The following is a 15,398-nucleotide window of genomic DNA, read 5'->3' as shown; positions in this document are numbered from 1 at the left end:
TCCGGCCGCGTCACTCACCGGCCTTGCGCACATGTGATGTCGCCGCCGTGACCGGCCGGCCGCTCCGGTCCAGAACGTGGAAGCGGGGCACGTCCCGCCCCGCGTCGTCGAGCAGGACGGAGTGGTCCTCGCCGGGCGCGAAGGCGTGGCGCTCGCCCCACTGCCTGAGCGCGACGACGGCGGTGAACAGCTCCTGGCCGGCGTCGGTGAGCCGGTAGGTGTGGCGCTTGGCCCCGGGCGGAGTGCTCGTGGCCAGGACGCCGTGCGCGGTGAGCTTGCGGAGCCGGTCGCTGAGGATGTTGCGGGCGACGCCGAGGCGGTTGCGGAAGTCGGTGAACGACGCCGCGCCGTCCATCGCGTCCCGGACGATGAGCAGGCTCCAGCGGTCGCCCACGAGATCGACCGCGCGCGCGACCGGACACGCCGGATCGGTCCAGTCCTGACCGGTCCAGTCCTGACCGGTCCGGTGCGTGTCCTCCCGGTCCCGCTCGGCCGGTACCGCGTCCGTCATCGGACCCTCCCTCGCGTGAGTTGCAGATTGAAACCATTGTGCCTCACGCCGGGACGCCTTACTCTCCATTGGTTGCATATTAAAACCAATCGAGGGGTGGGCGGCATGCCGTCAACGATGACGAACGGCCGGCGATTCGTCCTGGCGGCGGTGTGCGCGGTGGCGGTGTCCACGATCTACGCCATCCAGCCGGTGCTGGAGTCCGCAGGCAGCGACCTCGGGCTTGCCGGGCCGGCGCTGGGGCGGCTGGTCGCCGCCGGCCAGCTCGGCTACTTCGCCGGGCTCGTCCTGCTGGTGCCCCTCGGGGACGTATTCGACCGGCGCAGGCTGATCGTCGGGCACCTGGTCCTCACCGGTACGGGAGCGGCGATCACGTCCCTCGCGCCCGGCGCGGCGACCGCCGGGGCCGGCCTGGCGCTCGCCGGCCTGTTCGCGGTGGTCGTGCAGATCACGGTCGCCTACGTCGCGGCCACCTCGCCCGCAGGGGAGCGAGGCCGCAACATCGGCACGGTCACCTCGGGCGTGGTGCTCGGGATCCTCGGCGTCCGTCTGCTCGCGGGCGTACTCGGCGACAGCCTCGGGTGGCGGGCCGTCTACGCCGTACTCGCGGCGCTCTGCCTCGCGCTCGCCCTGCTCGCCCACGTGACACTGCACCCCGACACCCGTCCGGCGCGGGCCCGTTACCGGGACGTCCTGGCCGGCGCGGGGCGTCTCGTCGCCACCGACCGCCTCCTCCTAGGCCGAGGGCTGATCGCGTTCTTCCTGTTCGCCTCCTTCGGCACGCTGTGGAGCGGGCTGGCCCTGCCGCTGGGGGCCGCGCCGTGGCACTTCGGTACGGCGGCCATCGGGCTGTTCGGCCTGGCCGGCCTGATCGGCGCGGTGGCCGCCGCGCGGGCGGGCGTCTGGGCCGACGCGGGGCGCGCCCAGGCCGTCACCGGCTGGTCGCTGGCGCTGCTGGCCGTGTCCTGGGCCCTCACCGCCCGGACGGCCCCGAGCCTGTGGCCGCTCCTCACGGGCGTCGTGCTGCTCGACTTCGCCGTCCAGGCCGTCCACGTGAGCAACCAGCACCTCCTCACCGCCGCGCACCCCGAACGCTCCAGCACCGTCATCGGCGCCTACATGGCCTTCTACTCGCTCGGCTCCGCCCTCGGCGCCACCACCACGACCTGGGCCTACGCCGCCGAGGGCTGGCCGGCCTCCTGCCTGCTCGGCGCCGCCTACGCCCTCGCCGCCCTGGCCGTGTGGGCAGCGGCCCGGCGGCTCCCGGACCGGCGGGGCCCCGGCCCCCTGCACGACGTGGGGAAGGGGCCGGCCCGGTGATGCACGACGTGGGCAAAGGGCTGGCCCGGTGACGTGCCGGAGAGCCAGGATCGGGCGATGAGACATGCCCACGAGGACACCGAACTGCGGTCCCTGGTACGCCGCTACGTCACGCCGGAGCGGCGCTACCTGAGACTCGGCGGCAGCGCGCTGCGTCTGGACGGCCCTGAGCGCGACCGTTTCGTGCGAGATCTCGGGAGCGACGCGGGACGCGTCACCCCGCACGAAATCGACAGGCTCCTGGAGGGGGGATGGCGCGAGCGGAGGACCGCCGCATGGCTCATCGCGGTCTCCGACCGGACCGAATTCCGTGAGCGCCTCGGGGAGCTCCTGCTGGCCAGTGCGGTCTGCTGCGCGGGTCTGGCGTACTGCGTGTCCCTGGCCCGCTTCGGCACACCGCGTGACGCCGAGCTGCTCGCGGCCTACCTCGACCGCTACCTCCGCCGCCCCGACCTCGGCTACGACCAGCCCGTGGTCATGGGCGCCCTCGTGTTCACCGGCCTGAACCTCGGGGCGGACCATGCCGCCCCGTTCCTGGCCCCGGGCGGCCTGTGGCACGAGTGGCTCGATGCGGCGCCCCATGCGCGGCCCGCCACGGACCCCGCCGGGTACGTGAGCCTGATCCGCCGGCTCTGCGCCTTGGCCGACGAATGCGTCGGACTGCGATGACCGCGGGCCCCACGGCCGTCCCGCATGACGGCGGCCACACGCATCCGCCCGGGAAACCGCCAGGACGCGCAGGAAGGCGGTGTCACCGGTCGAGCCGGTGGCACCGCCTTCCGCCTACGCTCCGCGCGGCGACCGCTGCGCCATCGGGGCCGCCCGCAGCCGCAGCCGCCGCAACAGCGACAGCCGTAACAGCGACAGCCGTAACGGCAACAGACGCAGCCGCGAACGCGGGTTGGTGTCAGCTGGTGCTGGTGGTGTCCGCCTTGCGCCGGCGCATCCACCACGCCAGTGCTCCGCCCGCCACGACGGCGGCGGCCGCGATGGCGCTGATCAGGCCGACCGGGACATCCGACCCGGTGTGGGCGAGGTTGCCGTCAGGGTCCTTCGCCGTGGGCTGGGTCGGCTTGGGGGTGTCGCCGGGGCCCGGGGTGGTGGGATCCGGCGCCGGAGTCGACGGGGCGTCCGTCGGCGTCGGCTTCCCCGTGTCCGTGGGGGACGGCGTGGGGTCGGGCTTGCCGCCGTCGGTCTTCGCGGACCCGCTCCCGCCGAGCAACGTCACCTCGGCGTCCCGCTCGGAGGTCTGCGCCCGCACGCTGTCCTTCGTCGTCTGCGGAAGGCGCCGGTGCTGGAGCTGGAACTCCGCAGGGGTGACGTTGCGCTTGGGGGCCTTGGAGAAGTCGACGCCGCCGACGAAGAAGGTGTAGACCCGTCCGTCGCCGAGGGGCCACTCGTAGGTGAAGTCGCCCTCGGTGAAGGACTTCACCATCTCCTTCCACACGGTGCGGCTGTCCCAGTCGGCGTTCTCACCCCGCAGCGGCCACCGCTTGAGGCTGTTGCTGTTGATGATGGGCCGGAAGTCGGTGGCCTTCTTGGCGTCCTGCTGCCGGATCCACTCGGCGGCCACCCGGGACTTGTAGACGCGGCGCAGGTCGGCGTACTTCTTCTCGGTGTTGACCTGCTTCTCCACGTGCGGAACGAGGTACTGGGTGATCAGCTCGTGGCTGCGCTCGTTCTCCGCCTTGCTGAGCTTCTTCGAGCAGTCCTCGCCCTGAACAGGGGTGTCGAAGTCCATCGCCGCGTGGTTGAGCTTGAGCGGGGCGTCGAGGATGTAGATGCCGCCGTCCTGCTCGCGGACCTTCGCCCGGCCGGGCACGATCCAGTTGCGGCCGGATCCCCAGCACGGCACCCCGTCCACCTTGGGGGCGGCGTTCATGAACTCCTTGCCGGGGGACTTCTTGGGGTCCATGGCGCGGGAGAAGTCCCGCTTCATCTCCATGTCGGCCTCCAGGAGGACGCGTCCGGCGTCGGTCCCCCCGAACCCCTTGTCCATGATCTTGTCCGGCTGGTCCGGATTCAGGTTCACCCACTGCCGGTCGGGGGTGAGGGCCAGCCAGGTGAACAGGGCGTCCGAGGCCAGTTCGAGCTTGGCCTGCCCGCCCCAGCCGGGGTTGTTGTCCTCGTCGGGCATGAAGTCGGCCTTCATGCTGTAGTCCAGCCCTTTGCCCTTGACGGGGCTGCCGACGTACTGGAGCTCCAGGGTGGAGAAGTCGACGCCGCCGGGGCCCCGGCCGAGGGCGCCGCGGGTGTTCATCTGGTTGTACTGGTTCTGGATCTGCCGCGCCTGCGCCGGGTTCCTCCCGGAGTCGTAGGCCGTGGAGTTGATCGGGCCCTGGGTGCCGGTGTTCGGGCGAGGGTTGAAGACCGGGTAGGTCTTGGTGTACTTCGTCTGCGGCCACAGCCCCTTGGCCGTCGCCCGCCGCTCCGCGATCCGGATCGGGTTGTTGCCCGAGCCCCGTTCGGCGCGGAGCTTGGCGTTCTCCGCCGCGTACTCCCTGGTGGTGGCCCTGTTGGGCTTCTCCCCGGCGAACATGGTGAACTTTGACTTCGTGAAGTCGTACTTCGCGTCCCGGTGGCGAAGGATGATCTTGTCGTTCTTGAACTGGCTGGTCTTCCGCTTGCCGTCGGCCTTGAACTCGCCCAGTTCGCCGGTGCGCTGGTTGTAGGCGTCGTAACGCCGGGACGCGATCTTGTTGCCGTTCCTGTCGAAGATCTCGACCTTCACTTCGCACTGCCAGTCGGGGCCGACGAGGTTGAAGTCCTGGACGGCCTTCCGCTCGAAGACGCCCCCCTTCTCCCGGGAGTGCTGGGCGCCGATCAGGTTCTGCGGCACCCACGACTTGAACGCCTTCGGGGACGGCTTGCCCTGGATGTAGCGGGCGTAGCGGGACCAGATGGCGCGCTTCATGTCCTCGGGGTTCCGCGACGTGCGATAGGCGGAATCCCACTTCTTGACGTCCGCGTCGGTGTTCCCGACGCTGTTCAGGTCGGCGCGGGTCGGCGCGGGGACGTTCTCGAAGCCCTTGAACTCGAGGTTGAAGTAGTACTCCTCGTCCGCGCCGCCCTTGACCCAGTGCTGCTGACCGGTGGGAGCTCCGGAGTTGTCCGGGGTGCGGGGGAGCGTCTTGCCGAGGTGCATCTTGTCGCAGCGTCCGCCGGACGTGACCTTGGCGTAGTCGCCGGGCGCCGCGTTCGCGGTGCCGGTGACGCCGACGAGCATCATCCCGACCGCCGAGGTGACCGCGAGGCAGGAAGCCAGGCGTCGCCGGAGCCGGGTACGGATGGATAACTGTGTTCGCATACGTGTCCCTGGTCGTGGGGGCCATGGGACCTGGGTGTTTCGGGCGGGCGGCTGGTCGGGCCCCCGTGTCAGCTTTAGCCGACCGCCGTTCAACACACTAGGGGCTGTCAACGCCGCCTGCACAAGGGGTTGTTGGGCGTTTCGAGCGCCAATTCAGCAGCTCTGCGCGCGTGGTTGGCGATACCGTCGTCGGCATGACCGAACCTGACGAGACGTACGACCCGACCCGGCACCCCGGCCTGCTCAGGTGGATGGACGAGCGCCGGGACGCCCACGAGGGATGGGCCGAACAGATCGCCTTCGCGACCGCGTTGGACTTCACCCCGGCCTCCCTGGAGGCCCTGGACGAGCTGATCCGGCAGACGGCGAGCAGCATGGAGGAGGTCACCGACCAGCGCATGACGCCCTTCTTCCAGGGCGCGATCTGGTACGTGGGAGAGGTGTTCTGCCGCCACCGGAAGATGGTGTGGAAGTACGTCCCCGACATCGTCAGCGGGGAGCTGGAGCCGTTCTTCGGAGCTGCCGGGGAGACCTCCGCGCTCGATCACCCCTGCGTCGGCGCCCCCGACGACCCGGAGAGCTATCTGTACCCGCTGAACATGCTCCGCCGGATCCTCCTCACCGAGGACGAAGTCGGCGACCCGGTCGAGGAGACGCTGTCGTCGATCTACGCCGATCCCTTCGACGAGGACGAGGACGACGACGAAGACGAGGAGGATGACGATTAGGGGCCAGGGGTAAGCCCGGCAGCTCCGGCAGCTCCGAGTGTCCGCGTACCCAGGGCGCCGCGCCCTGCCGGGTGCCCCGTCGCGCGGAGCCTGAGCGACATCGAACCCGTCAGTCATGCGGTGGACCGTGCAGGCAGGCCGGTTCGCCGGGACCCGGCGTCCCGTCCCGGCGCGATCCGGGCCCTGGCGCAGGAATACCGGCCGACGTCCCGGACGACCCGCTCGGCATCCGGCGTTCTCAACCAGACGAAGGGCCTGCGGGGTTGACCATGCACGATGACCAGGTGGACGTGAACACCGAGATCGTCGCGGCCTTGATCCGGGAACAGTTCCCCCGGTGGAGCGGCAAGCCGATCAGGCGCGTGGCATCGACCGGGACGGTCAACGCCATCTTCCGTATCGGGAACGACCTCTCCGCGCGATTCCCACTGCGGCCGGCCGATGCCGCCGAGGCGCTGGCGGTTCTGGAACAGGAGGCCCGGTCGAGCGCGGAGCTGGCCCAGGTGTCCCGGTTCCCCGCCCCGCAACCCGTCGCGCTGGGAGAGCCGGGGGCGGGTTACCCCATGCCGTGGTCGGTCCAGACATGGCTGCCGGGAACGGTCGCCTTCGATGCCGACCCGAGCGGGTCGGACGCGTTCGCCAGGGACCTCGCCTCCTTCATCGCAACCCTGCGCGGCGCCGGGACGCTGGGGCGCCACTTCGGCGGCGAAGGCCGTGGCGGCGTTCTCGCCCACCACGCTGACTGGATGGCGAAGTGCTTCGAGGAGAGCGAGGGGCTGCTCGACGTGCCCCGGCTGCGCCGGTTGTGGAGCCACTTCCGGGAGCTGCCGCGCACCGGCGCCGACGTGATGAGCCACGGTGACCTGACTCCCGGCAACGTACTGGTCGCGGGAGACCGGCTCGGTGGCGTACTCGATACCGGCGGCTTCGGCCCGGCCGACCCGGCGCTGGATCTGGTCGGAGCCTGGCACCTGTTGGGGCCGGGACCCAGGGCAGTGCTCCGGCGGGCGCTCGCCTGTGACGACCTGGAGTGGGAGCGCGGCAGGGCCTGGGCGTTCCAGCAGGCGATGGGTCTCGTCTGGTACTACGTCGCGAGCAATCCGACGATGAGCCGCATGGGGCGCCGGACACTCGACCGCATTCTGGAATCGACGCAGTGAGGTCGCCCCCGGCCGACTTCCCGTGCCCGTGCCCGTGCCCCGGGAGCGTCGGCCCAGTACTGGGTTGTCCGTGGTGCTGCGATGTGGAAAGCCCCGAACCCGCCCTCACCGCTTCGGATCTGCACGTGGTGATGTGCTGTGTGCTGTGCACCTTTACCTGTACGCCGTGCTGAGCTGCACTGTTGATGGGGAGTCGAACCCCCGCGTTGCTCTTCACGCGCCAGGAGTGGACCGGAAAACCGCCGGCCCTCGGTGTGTGCACGCCTCCGAAGCTGCTACCTGCTCCACATCGCCCGGATCTGCTGGACTGCTCAGTCCAGCAGGTCCACCTCCCAGTTCGTACGCTGGATCCGCACATCGACCTCGCGGATCTCCCGCGCGAGAACATCCGCCTGACCGCGCAGTTCCGCTACCGGAAGTGCGGAAAGCATCATCAGCTCGGACCGGAGCTGCCGGCCGTATCCCCGCTCGCCGCTACCCGCCGCCGCGTCCGCCGCAGCAGTGACCAAGGAGTGACGCAACCGCAGGACATCCCGGCGGGCGAGCGCATCGGTGAGCGTGCCGTCGGGGCTCACCTCCACGGTGGCGTTGGTCCGGTTGATCCGTCGGATCAACGTTTCCAGAGCGCTCAGCACATCACCGGCCTCGGCCAGCAACTGGGCGGCATCCTCGGCGGGAGTCTCCCCCTCCTGGAACCGCGCACTGCTGACGACGCGCGCCCGCAACTGTTCTACCCGGCGCGTCGCTTCCGCACGTTCTGCCAGTGCCTCGGCAAGCTTCACCGTCTCCACCTCCCCCTCCATGAGCTCGCACGAGTATAGGAGTGCGAACCAGCCCGTACGCGCGTCTTCTTTGATCCACAGAATCCCTGACCGGTCACTGGAGCACAGGCCCGTACGAGTGGTTCGGAACACTTTTGCAAGCGGCTGCTTGCAAAAGTTAGCGCCGAGGGTCCACCATCGGGGCATGGCATCACTCAACGTCGGCAGTCTCGGCGAGTACCTGCGTGAGCAGCGGCGCACCGCGCAGCTGTCGCTGCGGCAGCTCGCCGATGCCGCCGGGGTGTCCAATCCCTATCTCAGCCAGATCGAGCGCGGGCTGCGCAAGCCCAGTGCCGAGGTGCTGCAGCAGGTCGCCAAGGCGCTGCGGATCTCCGCCGAGACGCTCTACGTACGGGCCGGGATCCTGGACGAGCGGGAGCCGGACGAGCTGGAGACGCGGGCGGTGATCCTGGCCGATCCGTCGATCAACGAGCGGCAGAAGAGCGTGCTGCTGCAGATCTACGCCTCCTTCCGCAAGGAGAACGGGTTCGAGGACGGGCCCGGGGACGAGGAGGGGAGTGCGTCCGGTTCGGATGCGCCCTTCAATGCCGACGGCAGTGCTGCCGATACAGCTTCAAAGCCTTCAAAACCCTCACACTGAGTCTGATGATCCGGGAGGACCACAGTCATGGCCATCACCGATGACCTGCGCAAGACCCTCACCGACCCGACCCCCCTCTACTTCGCCGCCGGTACGGCCGATCTCGCCGTGCAGCAGGCGCGCAAGGTTCCGGCGCTGATCGAGCAGCTGCGGGCCGAGGCGCCGGAGCGCATCGAGGCCGTGCGCAACACCGACCCCAAGGTCGTGCAGGAGAAGGTGACCGGGCAGGCCAAGGAGGCGCAGGCCAGCTTCCAGGCCAAGGTCACCGAGGTGATCGGGGCGTTCGACACCGATCTGAAGAAGCTGGGCGAGAGCGCCCAGGACCTGGCGCTGCGCAGCGTGGGCGTGGCCGCCGAGTACGCGGTCCGGGCCCGCGAGACCTACGAGAAGGTCGCCGAGCGCGGCGAGCAGACCGTGCGCACCTGGCGCGGTGAGACCGCCGAGGAGATCGTCGAGATCGCCGTCGTCGTCGAGCCGCGCAAGGAGTCCAAGCCGCAGGCCAAGCCGGGCGTCGGGGCGGAGGCCGGGACCAAGGCCGCGCCGAAGCCCGCCGCCAGGCCCGCACCGGCCGCCAAGCCCGCGCCCGCCGCCAAGGCCGTCAAGGCGGAGGCCAAGCCCGCGCCCGCCGTCGGCAAGAAGGCGCCGGCGCGCAAGCCGGCCGCCAAGAAGACCACGCCGCCCACCGCCAAGTAGCTCAACCGGCGCGACGGCCGGCAGCAGTGCCGACGGGAGTGCCGGAAGGACGGCCGGGCACCTTTCGGGGTGTCCCGGCCGTTGTCCCGGTACCTTGGCCGCGAGGCGCTCACCCACGTACTAGGCGGTGCACATCATGTTGCTCGAAGGCTTCAACTCAATCCTCGGGCTGATCTACACGGCGATGCTCGTCCTCGCCGTCGTCGCCCTGATCATGGCGGCGGTCGTCCGCGAGGACGCCTACCGGGCCGCCGACAAGAAGACCAAGCCCTTCTGGCTGATCATTCTCGGCATCACGGTGGTGGTGAACCTCTGGGTGCCCATGCTCTTCATCCAGCTCGCGGGACTGGTCGCGACCATCGTGTTCTTCGTGGACGTGCGGCCGGCACTCAAGGCCGTCACGGGCGGTGGCAACCGCCGCGGCGGTTCCAGCAGCGACGGCCCGTACGGGCCCTACAACGGCGGTCGTTGAGCGCCTGCGGCTGACACCTGACCGGGGCGGGGGCGCGGAAAGCTCCGGCCCCGGTCGCCGTGGTGCGCCCTGCGGCGCTCGGCGTCCTCGTCGCGGTCGAGCAGCAGGACCGCGACGTCGTCGGTCAGCTCGCCGCCGTTCAGCTCACGGACCTGGGTGACGGCGGCCTCCAGCAGCGCCTCGCCGGTCAGGCCCTCCGCCAGCTGGCGGTTGATCATCGCGACCATCCCGTCCTGCCCGAGGCGCTGGGTGCCGGTGCCGATCCGGCCCTCGATCAGCCCGTCCGTGTACAGCATCAGGCTCCAGGAGCCGCCCAGTTCCACCTGCCGGCGCGGCCACCGGGCGCGCGGCAGCAGGCCGAGCGCCGGGCCGCCGTCCTGGTACGGAAGCAGCTGCGCCGCCCGCCCCTGCCGGGCGATCAGCGGTGCCGGGTGGCCCGCCAGGCAGAGGCCGGCCCGGCGGCCGTCGGGGGCGATGTCGACCGTGCAGAGGGTCGCGAAGATCTCCTCGCTCTCCCGTTCGTGTTCCAGGACCTGCTGGAGCGTGGAGAGCAGCTCGTCGCCGCAGAGTCCGGCCAGGGTCAGCGCCCGCCACGCGATGCGCAGCTCCACGCCGAGCGCGGCCTCGTCCGGGCCGTGCCCGCAGACATCGCCGATCATCACGTGGACCGTGCCGTCGGGCGTACGGACCGTGTCGTAGAAGTCCCCGCCGAGCAGAGCGCGGCTGCGGCCGGGGCGGTAGCGGGCGGCGAAGTGCAGATCGGAGCCGTCGAGCAGCGGGGTGGGGAGCAGGCCGCGTTCCAGTCGGGCGTTCTCCTGGGCCCGCAGCCGGGACTCCGTGAGCTGGTGCTGGGCGACGTCGGCGCGCTTGCGCTCGACGGCGTAGCGGATGGCGCGGCTGAGCAGCCTGCCGTCGAGCTCGTCGCGGAAGAGGTAGTCCTGCGCCCCCACCCGTACCGCCTCGGCGGCCAGCTCGGCGTCCTCCTGGGCCGTGAGGGCCATGACGGCGTGCCGGGGCGCGATCCGCAGCACGTGCTTGAGGGTGGCCAGCCCGTCCGCCTCCTCGCCGGGGGCGGTACGCGCCTCGCTGCCCGCCGGCAGGGCCAGGTCCAGCAGGATGCAGTCCACATCGTCGGTGAGGAGCCGGCCCGCCTCGGTGAGGTTGCGGGCGGTGCGGATACGGACCCGGGTGCCTGCCGCTGCGGGCAGCTCCGGGACGGTGAGCGTGCCCGCCGGGTCGTCCTCGATCACCAGGAGGGTGAGGTCGGCGCCATAGCTGTTCTCCGCAGCGGGAGCGGAACGCTGCTGCGGTACGGGTACGGGCATCGAAATCGGGTTTCCTTCCCTCCCCCCGAGGGCGCGGCGGAGCGACGATCGACGACCCGCCAGACGGGGACGATAGCGGTACGGGATGTGGGAACGGAATGGCGCCCGACGCGTGTCCGCCGTTCCGGGAACGGCCTTAAGCCGCGGAAGGACGCAGATCCGGCGGTATGCGGCGGGGGTGCGGCCCATTCCGGTGCATGACAAAGGTCACGTGCTGCGGCGGGCGCCGGGTGGCGCGGGTCACGGCTGCGGCGCGGCGGGCCGATCGGGGCCCGCCGGTGACGACGAAATCCGTACGTTCTCCGCCGTCCGGCCGCTCCCGGCAGGCCTTAAGTGTCCCTTGAGGCTCTCTTAAGGTTGCCCGGCCGGGCGGCCTCCGGCGCCCGGCGGCATCGCGCGTCCGCGGCCCCGTGACGAGCGCGATGCCGATGCGCGGCCGGTGCCGGTGCCGGTGCCGGTGGCGACGTCGATGCGCGCCCGGTGCCGGTGGCGATGTCGATGCGCGCCCGGCGCCGTTCGACCGGCTTATTTGTCCGGGCGCACGACCCCGAGGATCTCCATCGATCCCGCCCCCGTGATCGTGACGTCGCGGCCCGGACGCGGGGCGTGCACGATCGCGCCGTCGCCGATGTACATCCCGACGTGCGTGGCATCGCCGAAGTAGATGACCAGGTCGCCGGGGCGCATGTCCTTGACCGCGATGTGCGGCAGCTGCCGCCACTGCTCCTGCGAGGTGCGCGGGATCGGATGGCCGGCCGCCGCCCACGCCTGCGACGTCAGCCCCGAGCAGTCGAACGACGAGGGGCCCTCGGCACCCCACTCGTACGGCTTGCCGATCTGCGAGGTCGCGAAGGCCACGGCCTTCTTGCCGCTCGCGCTCGCCCCCCGGTTGATCTCCTTCAGCGCGCCGGAACTCAGCCAGGCCGTCTGCGACTTGTACTCCGCCTGCTGTTCGAGCTCGAGGAGCCGGGCCCGCTCCTTCTTCTCCAGCCGGGACTCCAGCTTCTTCGCCGCCGCGATCTGCTCGTTGATCTTCTTCTTGGCCTTGGCCTGCTTGACGCGATTGGCTTCGAGCTTGGTCCAGTTGGTGCTCGCGTCCTGGGTGTACGTCTCCAGGTCCTCCTGGGTCCTGTTCAGTTCGCCCAGGACACCCTTGGCGGCCTGCTGGCCCTGGCGGGCGCGGCTGACTCCGTCCAGGAAGAGCCGCGGGTCGCCGCTGAGCATCAGCTGGGCGCCGGGCGGCAGTCCGGCGTTGCGGTACTGCTCGCGGGCCTGGGCGCCCGCCCTGCTCTTGAGGTCGGCGATCTTCGCCTGGCCCTCGACTATGGCCTGCGCCAGCTTGACGATCTCGCCCGACTGCTTCTTGGACTGCTCCTCGGCGAGGTTGTACGCGTCCGTCGCAGCGCCGGCCTTGCGGTAGAGGGCGTCGATCTCCGCCCGCACTTCTTCGAGGCTCTTCTTCGTGGACGTATCGGACGCGCCGGACGGACCGGATACGCCGGACGGGCCGGATACGCCGGGCTCCCCGGGCTTCGTCGGCTGTTCCGGCGCGGGGGGCGCGGGCGCGGCGAAGGCCTGGACCGGTGCGGCCAGTACGGCCAGCGCGCAGACCAGTGTGATCGCCGCGGCGGCACTGTGGCGTCGGTTCACGAGCTCCCCCTCCGGACAGACCCGAACGGATCTGATTTACCGTCAGTAACTTATGGCACCGACGAGATCGTGCCATGCCGTACCGAAAAGCAACAGAGGCTCACACATCTCCGGCGGATCCCGGCCGTTCACCGGTGCCGCAGCCGTGCTCCCCCGCACCGCTCCCCGTATCTGGGACGAACGATGCCGGGCCGACGTTCCCGTCGGGCGGGGAGTTCCCCCTGTTCCCGGCGTGTTGGGCTATCGCTCGGGCTTCAGCGCCGCCCAGTTCACCGTGACTTCACCCTGCCGCCACCGCCGGGCCCCGTCCGTCAGCGGCCACTCGCCCGACAGCGCCCGTACGGCCGTGATCCACCGCTGCCGGGCCCCGAGCGAGGCGTACGGCGCCGCGGCGGCCCAGGCCCGGTCGAAGTCGCGCAGGAACGCGTGGACGGGCTCGCCCGGCACATTGCGGTGGATGAGCGCCTTGGGCAGCCGCTCCGCGAGGTCGGACGGCCGGTCCAGTGAGCCGAGGCGCGTCGCGAACGTCACGGTGCGCGGGCCCTCCGGCCCGAGCGCCACCCACACGTGCCGGCGCCCGATCTCGTCGCAGGTGCCCTCCACCAGCAGCCCGCCCGGCGCGAGCCGCGCGCACAGCCGCTGCCAGACCGCGGCGACCTCGTCCTCGTCGTACTGGCGCAGCACGTTCGCCGCCCGGATCAGCGTGGGCCGCTCCGGCAGCGGGATCTCGAAGCCGCCGTGCCGGAAGGTGAGGCCCGCGCGCTCGTACGGCTTCGCCGCGGCGACCCGCTCCGGGGAGATCTCGATGCCGACCACCGAGGTGCGCGGCTCCGCGCCGCGCAGCCGCTCCAGCAGCTCGACGGCGGTCCAGGGCGCGGCGCCGTACCCCAGATCGACCGCGACGGGGGTTTCGGCGCGGCGCAGGGCGGGGCCGTGGGTGGCGGCGATCCAGCGGTCCATGCGGCGCAGCCGGTTCGGGTTGGTGGTCCCGCGGGTCGCGGTGCCGATGGGGCGCATGGCACAGAGCGTAACGAGCGGCGCGGAACGGATGCCGCGCCGGTGCGGAGGGGCGCGGAAGCGGAAGAAGAGTGGGAGCGGAAGCGGAGGCAGTCCAGGAGGGGGAGCAGAGGGGGCTCGGGAGCGGAAGCGGAAGGGGCGTGAAAGCGGATGTGGCAGCGGTGTGGGGGGTGGATGTGGCGACGGCGTCGCGGCGACGCGCCGGGCACCCTCTGTAATGATTTGGCAAAGCGGAAATGAAAGGGGAGGTCGCGCTGTTCCAGCCCATCGAAGGGACGGCGTGCCGGTGTCCCTGCGGGGCCATGCCTGAACGAGTGGCGCCGCGCCCGAACGAGTGGTGCCTTGGTTGAACGAGTCGGTTACCAGTGCCCTGAACGAGGAGGACCGGACGACGTGAGCCAGTACGTCTCCCGGCTCGGCAGCAGCCGCGTCGCACCGCGTCTCAGGTTCCCCGCCGGCCTCTCCGGCTCGTTCCCGGGCGCCCACCGCAAGCCCCGCCGGATCGCGATGCTCTCCGTGCACACCTCCCCGTTGCACCAGCCGGGTACGGGCGACGCGGGCGGCATGAACGTCTACATCGTGGAGCTGGCCGAGCGCCTCGCCGCGATCAACATCGAGGTCGAGATCTTCACCCGCTCCACCACCGGCGCGCTGCCGCCCGCGGTCGAGCTGTCGCCCGGTGTACTGGTCCGCCATGTCGACGCGGGCCCGTACGAGGGGCTGGCCAAGGAGGAGCTGCCCGCCCAGCTCTGCGCCTTCACGCACGGCGTGATGCAGGCATGGGCCGGCCAGCGCCCCGGCTACTACGACCTGGTGCACTCCCACTACTGGCTCTCCGGCCACGTCGGCTGGCTCGCCGCCCAGCGCTGGGGCGTCCCGCTCGTCCACGCCATGCACACCATGGCGAAGGTCAAGAACGCCTCGCTCGCCGAGGGCGACACCCCCGAACCCGCAGCCAGGGTCATCGGTGAGACCCAGATCGTCAGCGCGGCCGACCGGCTGATCGCGAACACCGCGGAGGAGGCGGACGAGCTCGTCCGCTTCTACGAGGCCGATCCGGGTGCCGTCGCCGTCGTGCACCCCGGCGTCAACCTGGACCGCTTCCGCCCGGCCGACGGGCGGGCGGCGGCACGGGCCCGGCTGGGGCTGCCGCAGGACGCCCTGGTCCCGCTCTTCGCGGGCCGCATCCAGCCGCTGAAGGCGCCGGACGTCCTGCTGCGCGCGATCGCCGTCCTGCTGGACCGCGACCCCTCGCTGCGCTCGCGCATCGTCGTGCCGGTCGTCGGCGGCCCCAGCGGCAGCGGTCTCGCCAAGCCGGAGGGGCTCCAGAAGCTCGCGGCCCGGCTCGGCATCGCCGACGTCGTACGGTTCCAGCCGCCGGTCGGGCAGGACCAGCTCGCCGACTGGTTCCGGGCCGCGTCCGTGCTGGTCATGCCCTCGTACAGCGAGTCCTTCGGCCTGGTCGCCATCGAGGCCCAGGCGGCCGGCACCCCGGTCGTCGCGGCGGCCGTGGGCGGGCTGCCGGTGGCGGTACGGGACGGGATCAGCGGCTTCCTGATCCCCGGCCACGACCCGGCGGCGTACGCGGAGGCGCTGGCGCGCTTCGTGGCGGCGCCCGAGCTGGTCGGCCGGATGGGCGGCGCGGCCGCCGAGCACGCCCAGCGCTTCGGCTGGGACACCGCGGCGGCGGCGACGGCGGACGTGTACACGGAGGCGATGCAGGACCACCGCCGACGGGTGCGCACGCGCCACGCGTGAGGCGCGGGCCGGCCGGAGGCCGTGGCGGCACGGGA

The 15,398-nt window shown here is 71.3% G+C and carries 14 protein-coding genes; 8 read left to right on the top strand and 6 right to left on the bottom strand.

Annotation, left to right across the window (positions count from 1 at the left end):
- Window positions 1-10 precede the first annotated feature (10 nt).
- Window positions 11-511 carry a helix-turn-helix domain-containing protein gene (locus EDD93_RS08565; protein WP_123524592.1) on the bottom strand — a complete coding sequence of 167 codons (501 nt, stop codon included), beginning with the start codon at window positions 509-511 and terminating at the stop codon, window positions 11-13.
- Window positions 512-616: 105 nt separating this feature from the next.
- Here EDD93_RS08565 and EDD93_RS08560 point away from each other — a divergent pair, with 105 nt between their 5' ends.
- Together EDD93_RS08560 and EDD93_RS08555 are read left to right on the top strand one after the other, a co-directional pair.
- Window positions 617-1,831, top strand: coding sequence for an MFS transporter (locus EDD93_RS08560; protein WP_123524591.1), 1,215 nt, complete (start codon window positions 617-619; stop codon window positions 1,829-1,831).
- Between the two features lie 57 nt (window positions 1,832-1,888).
- Window positions 1,889-2,500, top strand: coding sequence for a DUF6000 family protein (locus tag EDD93_RS08555; RefSeq protein ID WP_123524590.1), 612 nt, complete (start codon window positions 1,889-1,891; stop codon window positions 2,498-2,500).
- 238 nt (window positions 2,501-2,738) lie between these two features.
- Here the strand turns inward: EDD93_RS08555 and EDD93_RS08550 are convergent, their stop codons facing one another.
- A complete protein-coding gene (locus EDD93_RS08550) occupies window positions 2,739-5,138 on the bottom strand; it encodes a hypothetical protein (RefSeq protein ID WP_148083843.1) in 2,400 nt (799 codons plus the stop codon).
- Window positions 5,139-5,332: 194 nt separating this feature from the next.
- Here EDD93_RS08550 and EDD93_RS08545 point away from each other — a divergent pair, with 194 nt between their 5' ends.
- Together EDD93_RS08545 and EDD93_RS08540 are read left to right on the top strand one after the other, a co-directional pair.
- Complete coding sequence (locus EDD93_RS08545; protein ID WP_123524588.1) at window positions 5,333-5,866, top strand: hypothetical protein; 534 nt, start codon at window positions 5,333-5,335, stop codon at window positions 5,864-5,866.
- Between the two features lie 269 nt (window positions 5,867-6,135).
- Window positions 6,136-7,026, top strand: coding sequence for an aminoglycoside phosphotransferase family protein (locus EDD93_RS08540; protein WP_123524587.1), 891 nt, complete (start codon window positions 6,136-6,138; stop codon window positions 7,024-7,026).
- 311 nt (window positions 7,027-7,337) lie between these two features.
- On the opposite strand, the gene EDD93_RS08535 is transcribed toward EDD93_RS08540, so the two are convergent.
- Window positions 7,338-7,808 carry a DIP1984 family protein gene (locus EDD93_RS08535; protein ID WP_123527655.1) on the bottom strand — a complete coding sequence of 157 codons (471 nt, stop codon included), beginning with the start codon at window positions 7,806-7,808 and terminating at the stop codon, window positions 7,338-7,340.
- A 184-nt stretch (window positions 7,809-7,992) separates the two neighbouring features.
- Here EDD93_RS08535 and EDD93_RS08530 point away from each other — a divergent pair, with 184 nt between their 5' ends.
- The 3 genes from EDD93_RS08530 (at window position 7,993) to EDD93_RS08520 (ending at window position 9,613) form a co-directional block, all read left to right on the top strand.
- Window positions 7,993-8,448 (top strand): helix-turn-helix domain-containing protein, encoded by a 456-nt coding sequence (locus EDD93_RS08530; protein ID WP_123524586.1) that lies wholly within the window; start codon window positions 7,993-7,995, stop codon window positions 8,446-8,448.
- Window positions 8,449-8,475: 27 nt separating this feature from the next.
- The gene (locus EDD93_RS08525) at window positions 8,476-9,141 is read left to right on the top strand and encodes a hypothetical protein (protein WP_123524585.1); all 666 of its coding nucleotides are present in this window, start codon (window positions 8,476-8,478) and stop codon (window positions 9,139-9,141) included.
- A 136-nt stretch (window positions 9,142-9,277) separates the two neighbouring features.
- Complete coding sequence (locus EDD93_RS08520) at window positions 9,278-9,613, top strand: DUF2516 family protein (protein WP_123527654.1); 336 nt, start codon at window positions 9,278-9,280, stop codon at window positions 9,611-9,613.
- Here EDD93_RS08520 and EDD93_RS08515 read toward each other — a convergent pair.
- The 3 genes from EDD93_RS08515 to EDD93_RS08505 all read right to left on the bottom strand — a co-directional run bounded on the left by EDD93_RS08515 (window position 9,595) and on the right by EDD93_RS08505 (window position 13,605).
- Window positions 9,595-10,938: a PP2C family protein-serine/threonine phosphatase gene (locus tag EDD93_RS08515; RefSeq protein ID WP_123524584.1), complete on the bottom strand. Its 1,344-nt coding sequence runs from the start codon at window positions 10,936-10,938 to the stop codon at window positions 9,595-9,597. The genes EDD93_RS08520 and EDD93_RS08515 overlap by 19 nt on opposite strands.
- 525 nt (window positions 10,939-11,463) lie before the next feature.
- Complete coding sequence (locus EDD93_RS08510; RefSeq protein WP_123524583.1) at window positions 11,464-12,588, bottom strand: C40 family peptidase; 1,125 nt, start codon at window positions 12,586-12,588, stop codon at window positions 11,464-11,466.
- A gap of 240 nt (window positions 12,589-12,828) precedes the next feature.
- Window positions 12,829-13,605: a trans-aconitate 2-methyltransferase gene (locus EDD93_RS08505; protein ID WP_123524582.1), complete on the bottom strand. Its 777-nt coding sequence runs from the start codon at window positions 13,603-13,605 to the stop codon at window positions 12,829-12,831.
- Between the two features lie 393 nt (window positions 13,606-13,998).
- On the opposite strand from EDD93_RS08505, the gene mshA reads away from it, so the two are divergent.
- Window positions 13,999-15,363 (top strand): D-inositol-3-phosphate glycosyltransferase, encoded by a 1,365-nt coding sequence (gene mshA / locus EDD93_RS08500; protein WP_123524581.1) that lies wholly within the window; start codon window positions 13,999-14,001, stop codon window positions 15,361-15,363.
- Window positions 15,364-15,398: the final 35 nt, after the last annotated feature.

It is taken from the genome of Streptomyces sp. 840.1 (genome assembly GCF_003751445.1).
Classification (GTDB): domain Bacteria; phylum Actinomycetota; class Actinomycetes; order Streptomycetales; family Streptomycetaceae; genus Streptomyces.
The sequence above is the reverse complement of the archived record's forward strand: the minus strand, read 5'-3'. Positions and strand labels throughout refer to the sequence as shown.

Bases quoted from the DNA above. Each gene is read 5' to 3' on its own strand.
- EDD93_RS08565 (WP_123524592.1), bottom strand. From the start codon at position 511: ATGACGGACGCGGTACCGGCCGAGCGGGACCGGGAGGACACGCACCGG.
- EDD93_RS08560 (WP_123524591.1), top strand. From the start codon at position 617: ATGCCGTCAACGATGACGAACGGCCGGCGATTCGTCCTGGCGGCGGTG.
- EDD93_RS08555 (WP_123524590.1), top strand. From the start codon at position 1,889: ATGAGACATGCCCACGAGGACACCGAACTGCGGTCCCTGGTACGCCGC.
- EDD93_RS08550 (WP_148083843.1), bottom strand. From the start codon at position 5,138: ATGCGAACACAGTTATCCATCCGTACCCGGCTCCGGCGACGCCTGGCT.
- EDD93_RS08545 (WP_123524588.1), top strand. From the start codon at position 5,333: ATGACCGAACCTGACGAGACGTACGACCCGACCCGGCACCCCGGCCTG.
- EDD93_RS08540 (WP_123524587.1), top strand. From the start codon at position 6,136: ATGCACGATGACCAGGTGGACGTGAACACCGAGATCGTCGCGGCCTTG.
- EDD93_RS08530 (WP_123524586.1), top strand. From the start codon at position 7,993: ATGGCATCACTCAACGTCGGCAGTCTCGGCGAGTACCTGCGTGAGCAG.
- EDD93_RS08525 (WP_123524585.1), top strand. From the start codon at position 8,476: ATGGCCATCACCGATGACCTGCGCAAGACCCTCACCGACCCGACCCCC.
- EDD93_RS08520 (WP_123527654.1), top strand. From the start codon at position 9,278: ATGTTGCTCGAAGGCTTCAACTCAATCCTCGGGCTGATCTACACGGCG.
- EDD93_RS08515 (WP_123524584.1), bottom strand. From the start codon at position 10,938: ATGCCCGTACCCGTACCGCAGCAGCGTTCCGCTCCCGCTGCGGAGAAC.
- EDD93_RS08505 (WP_123524582.1), bottom strand. From the start codon at position 13,605: ATGCGCCCCATCGGCACCGCGACCCGCGGGACCACCAACCCGAACCGG.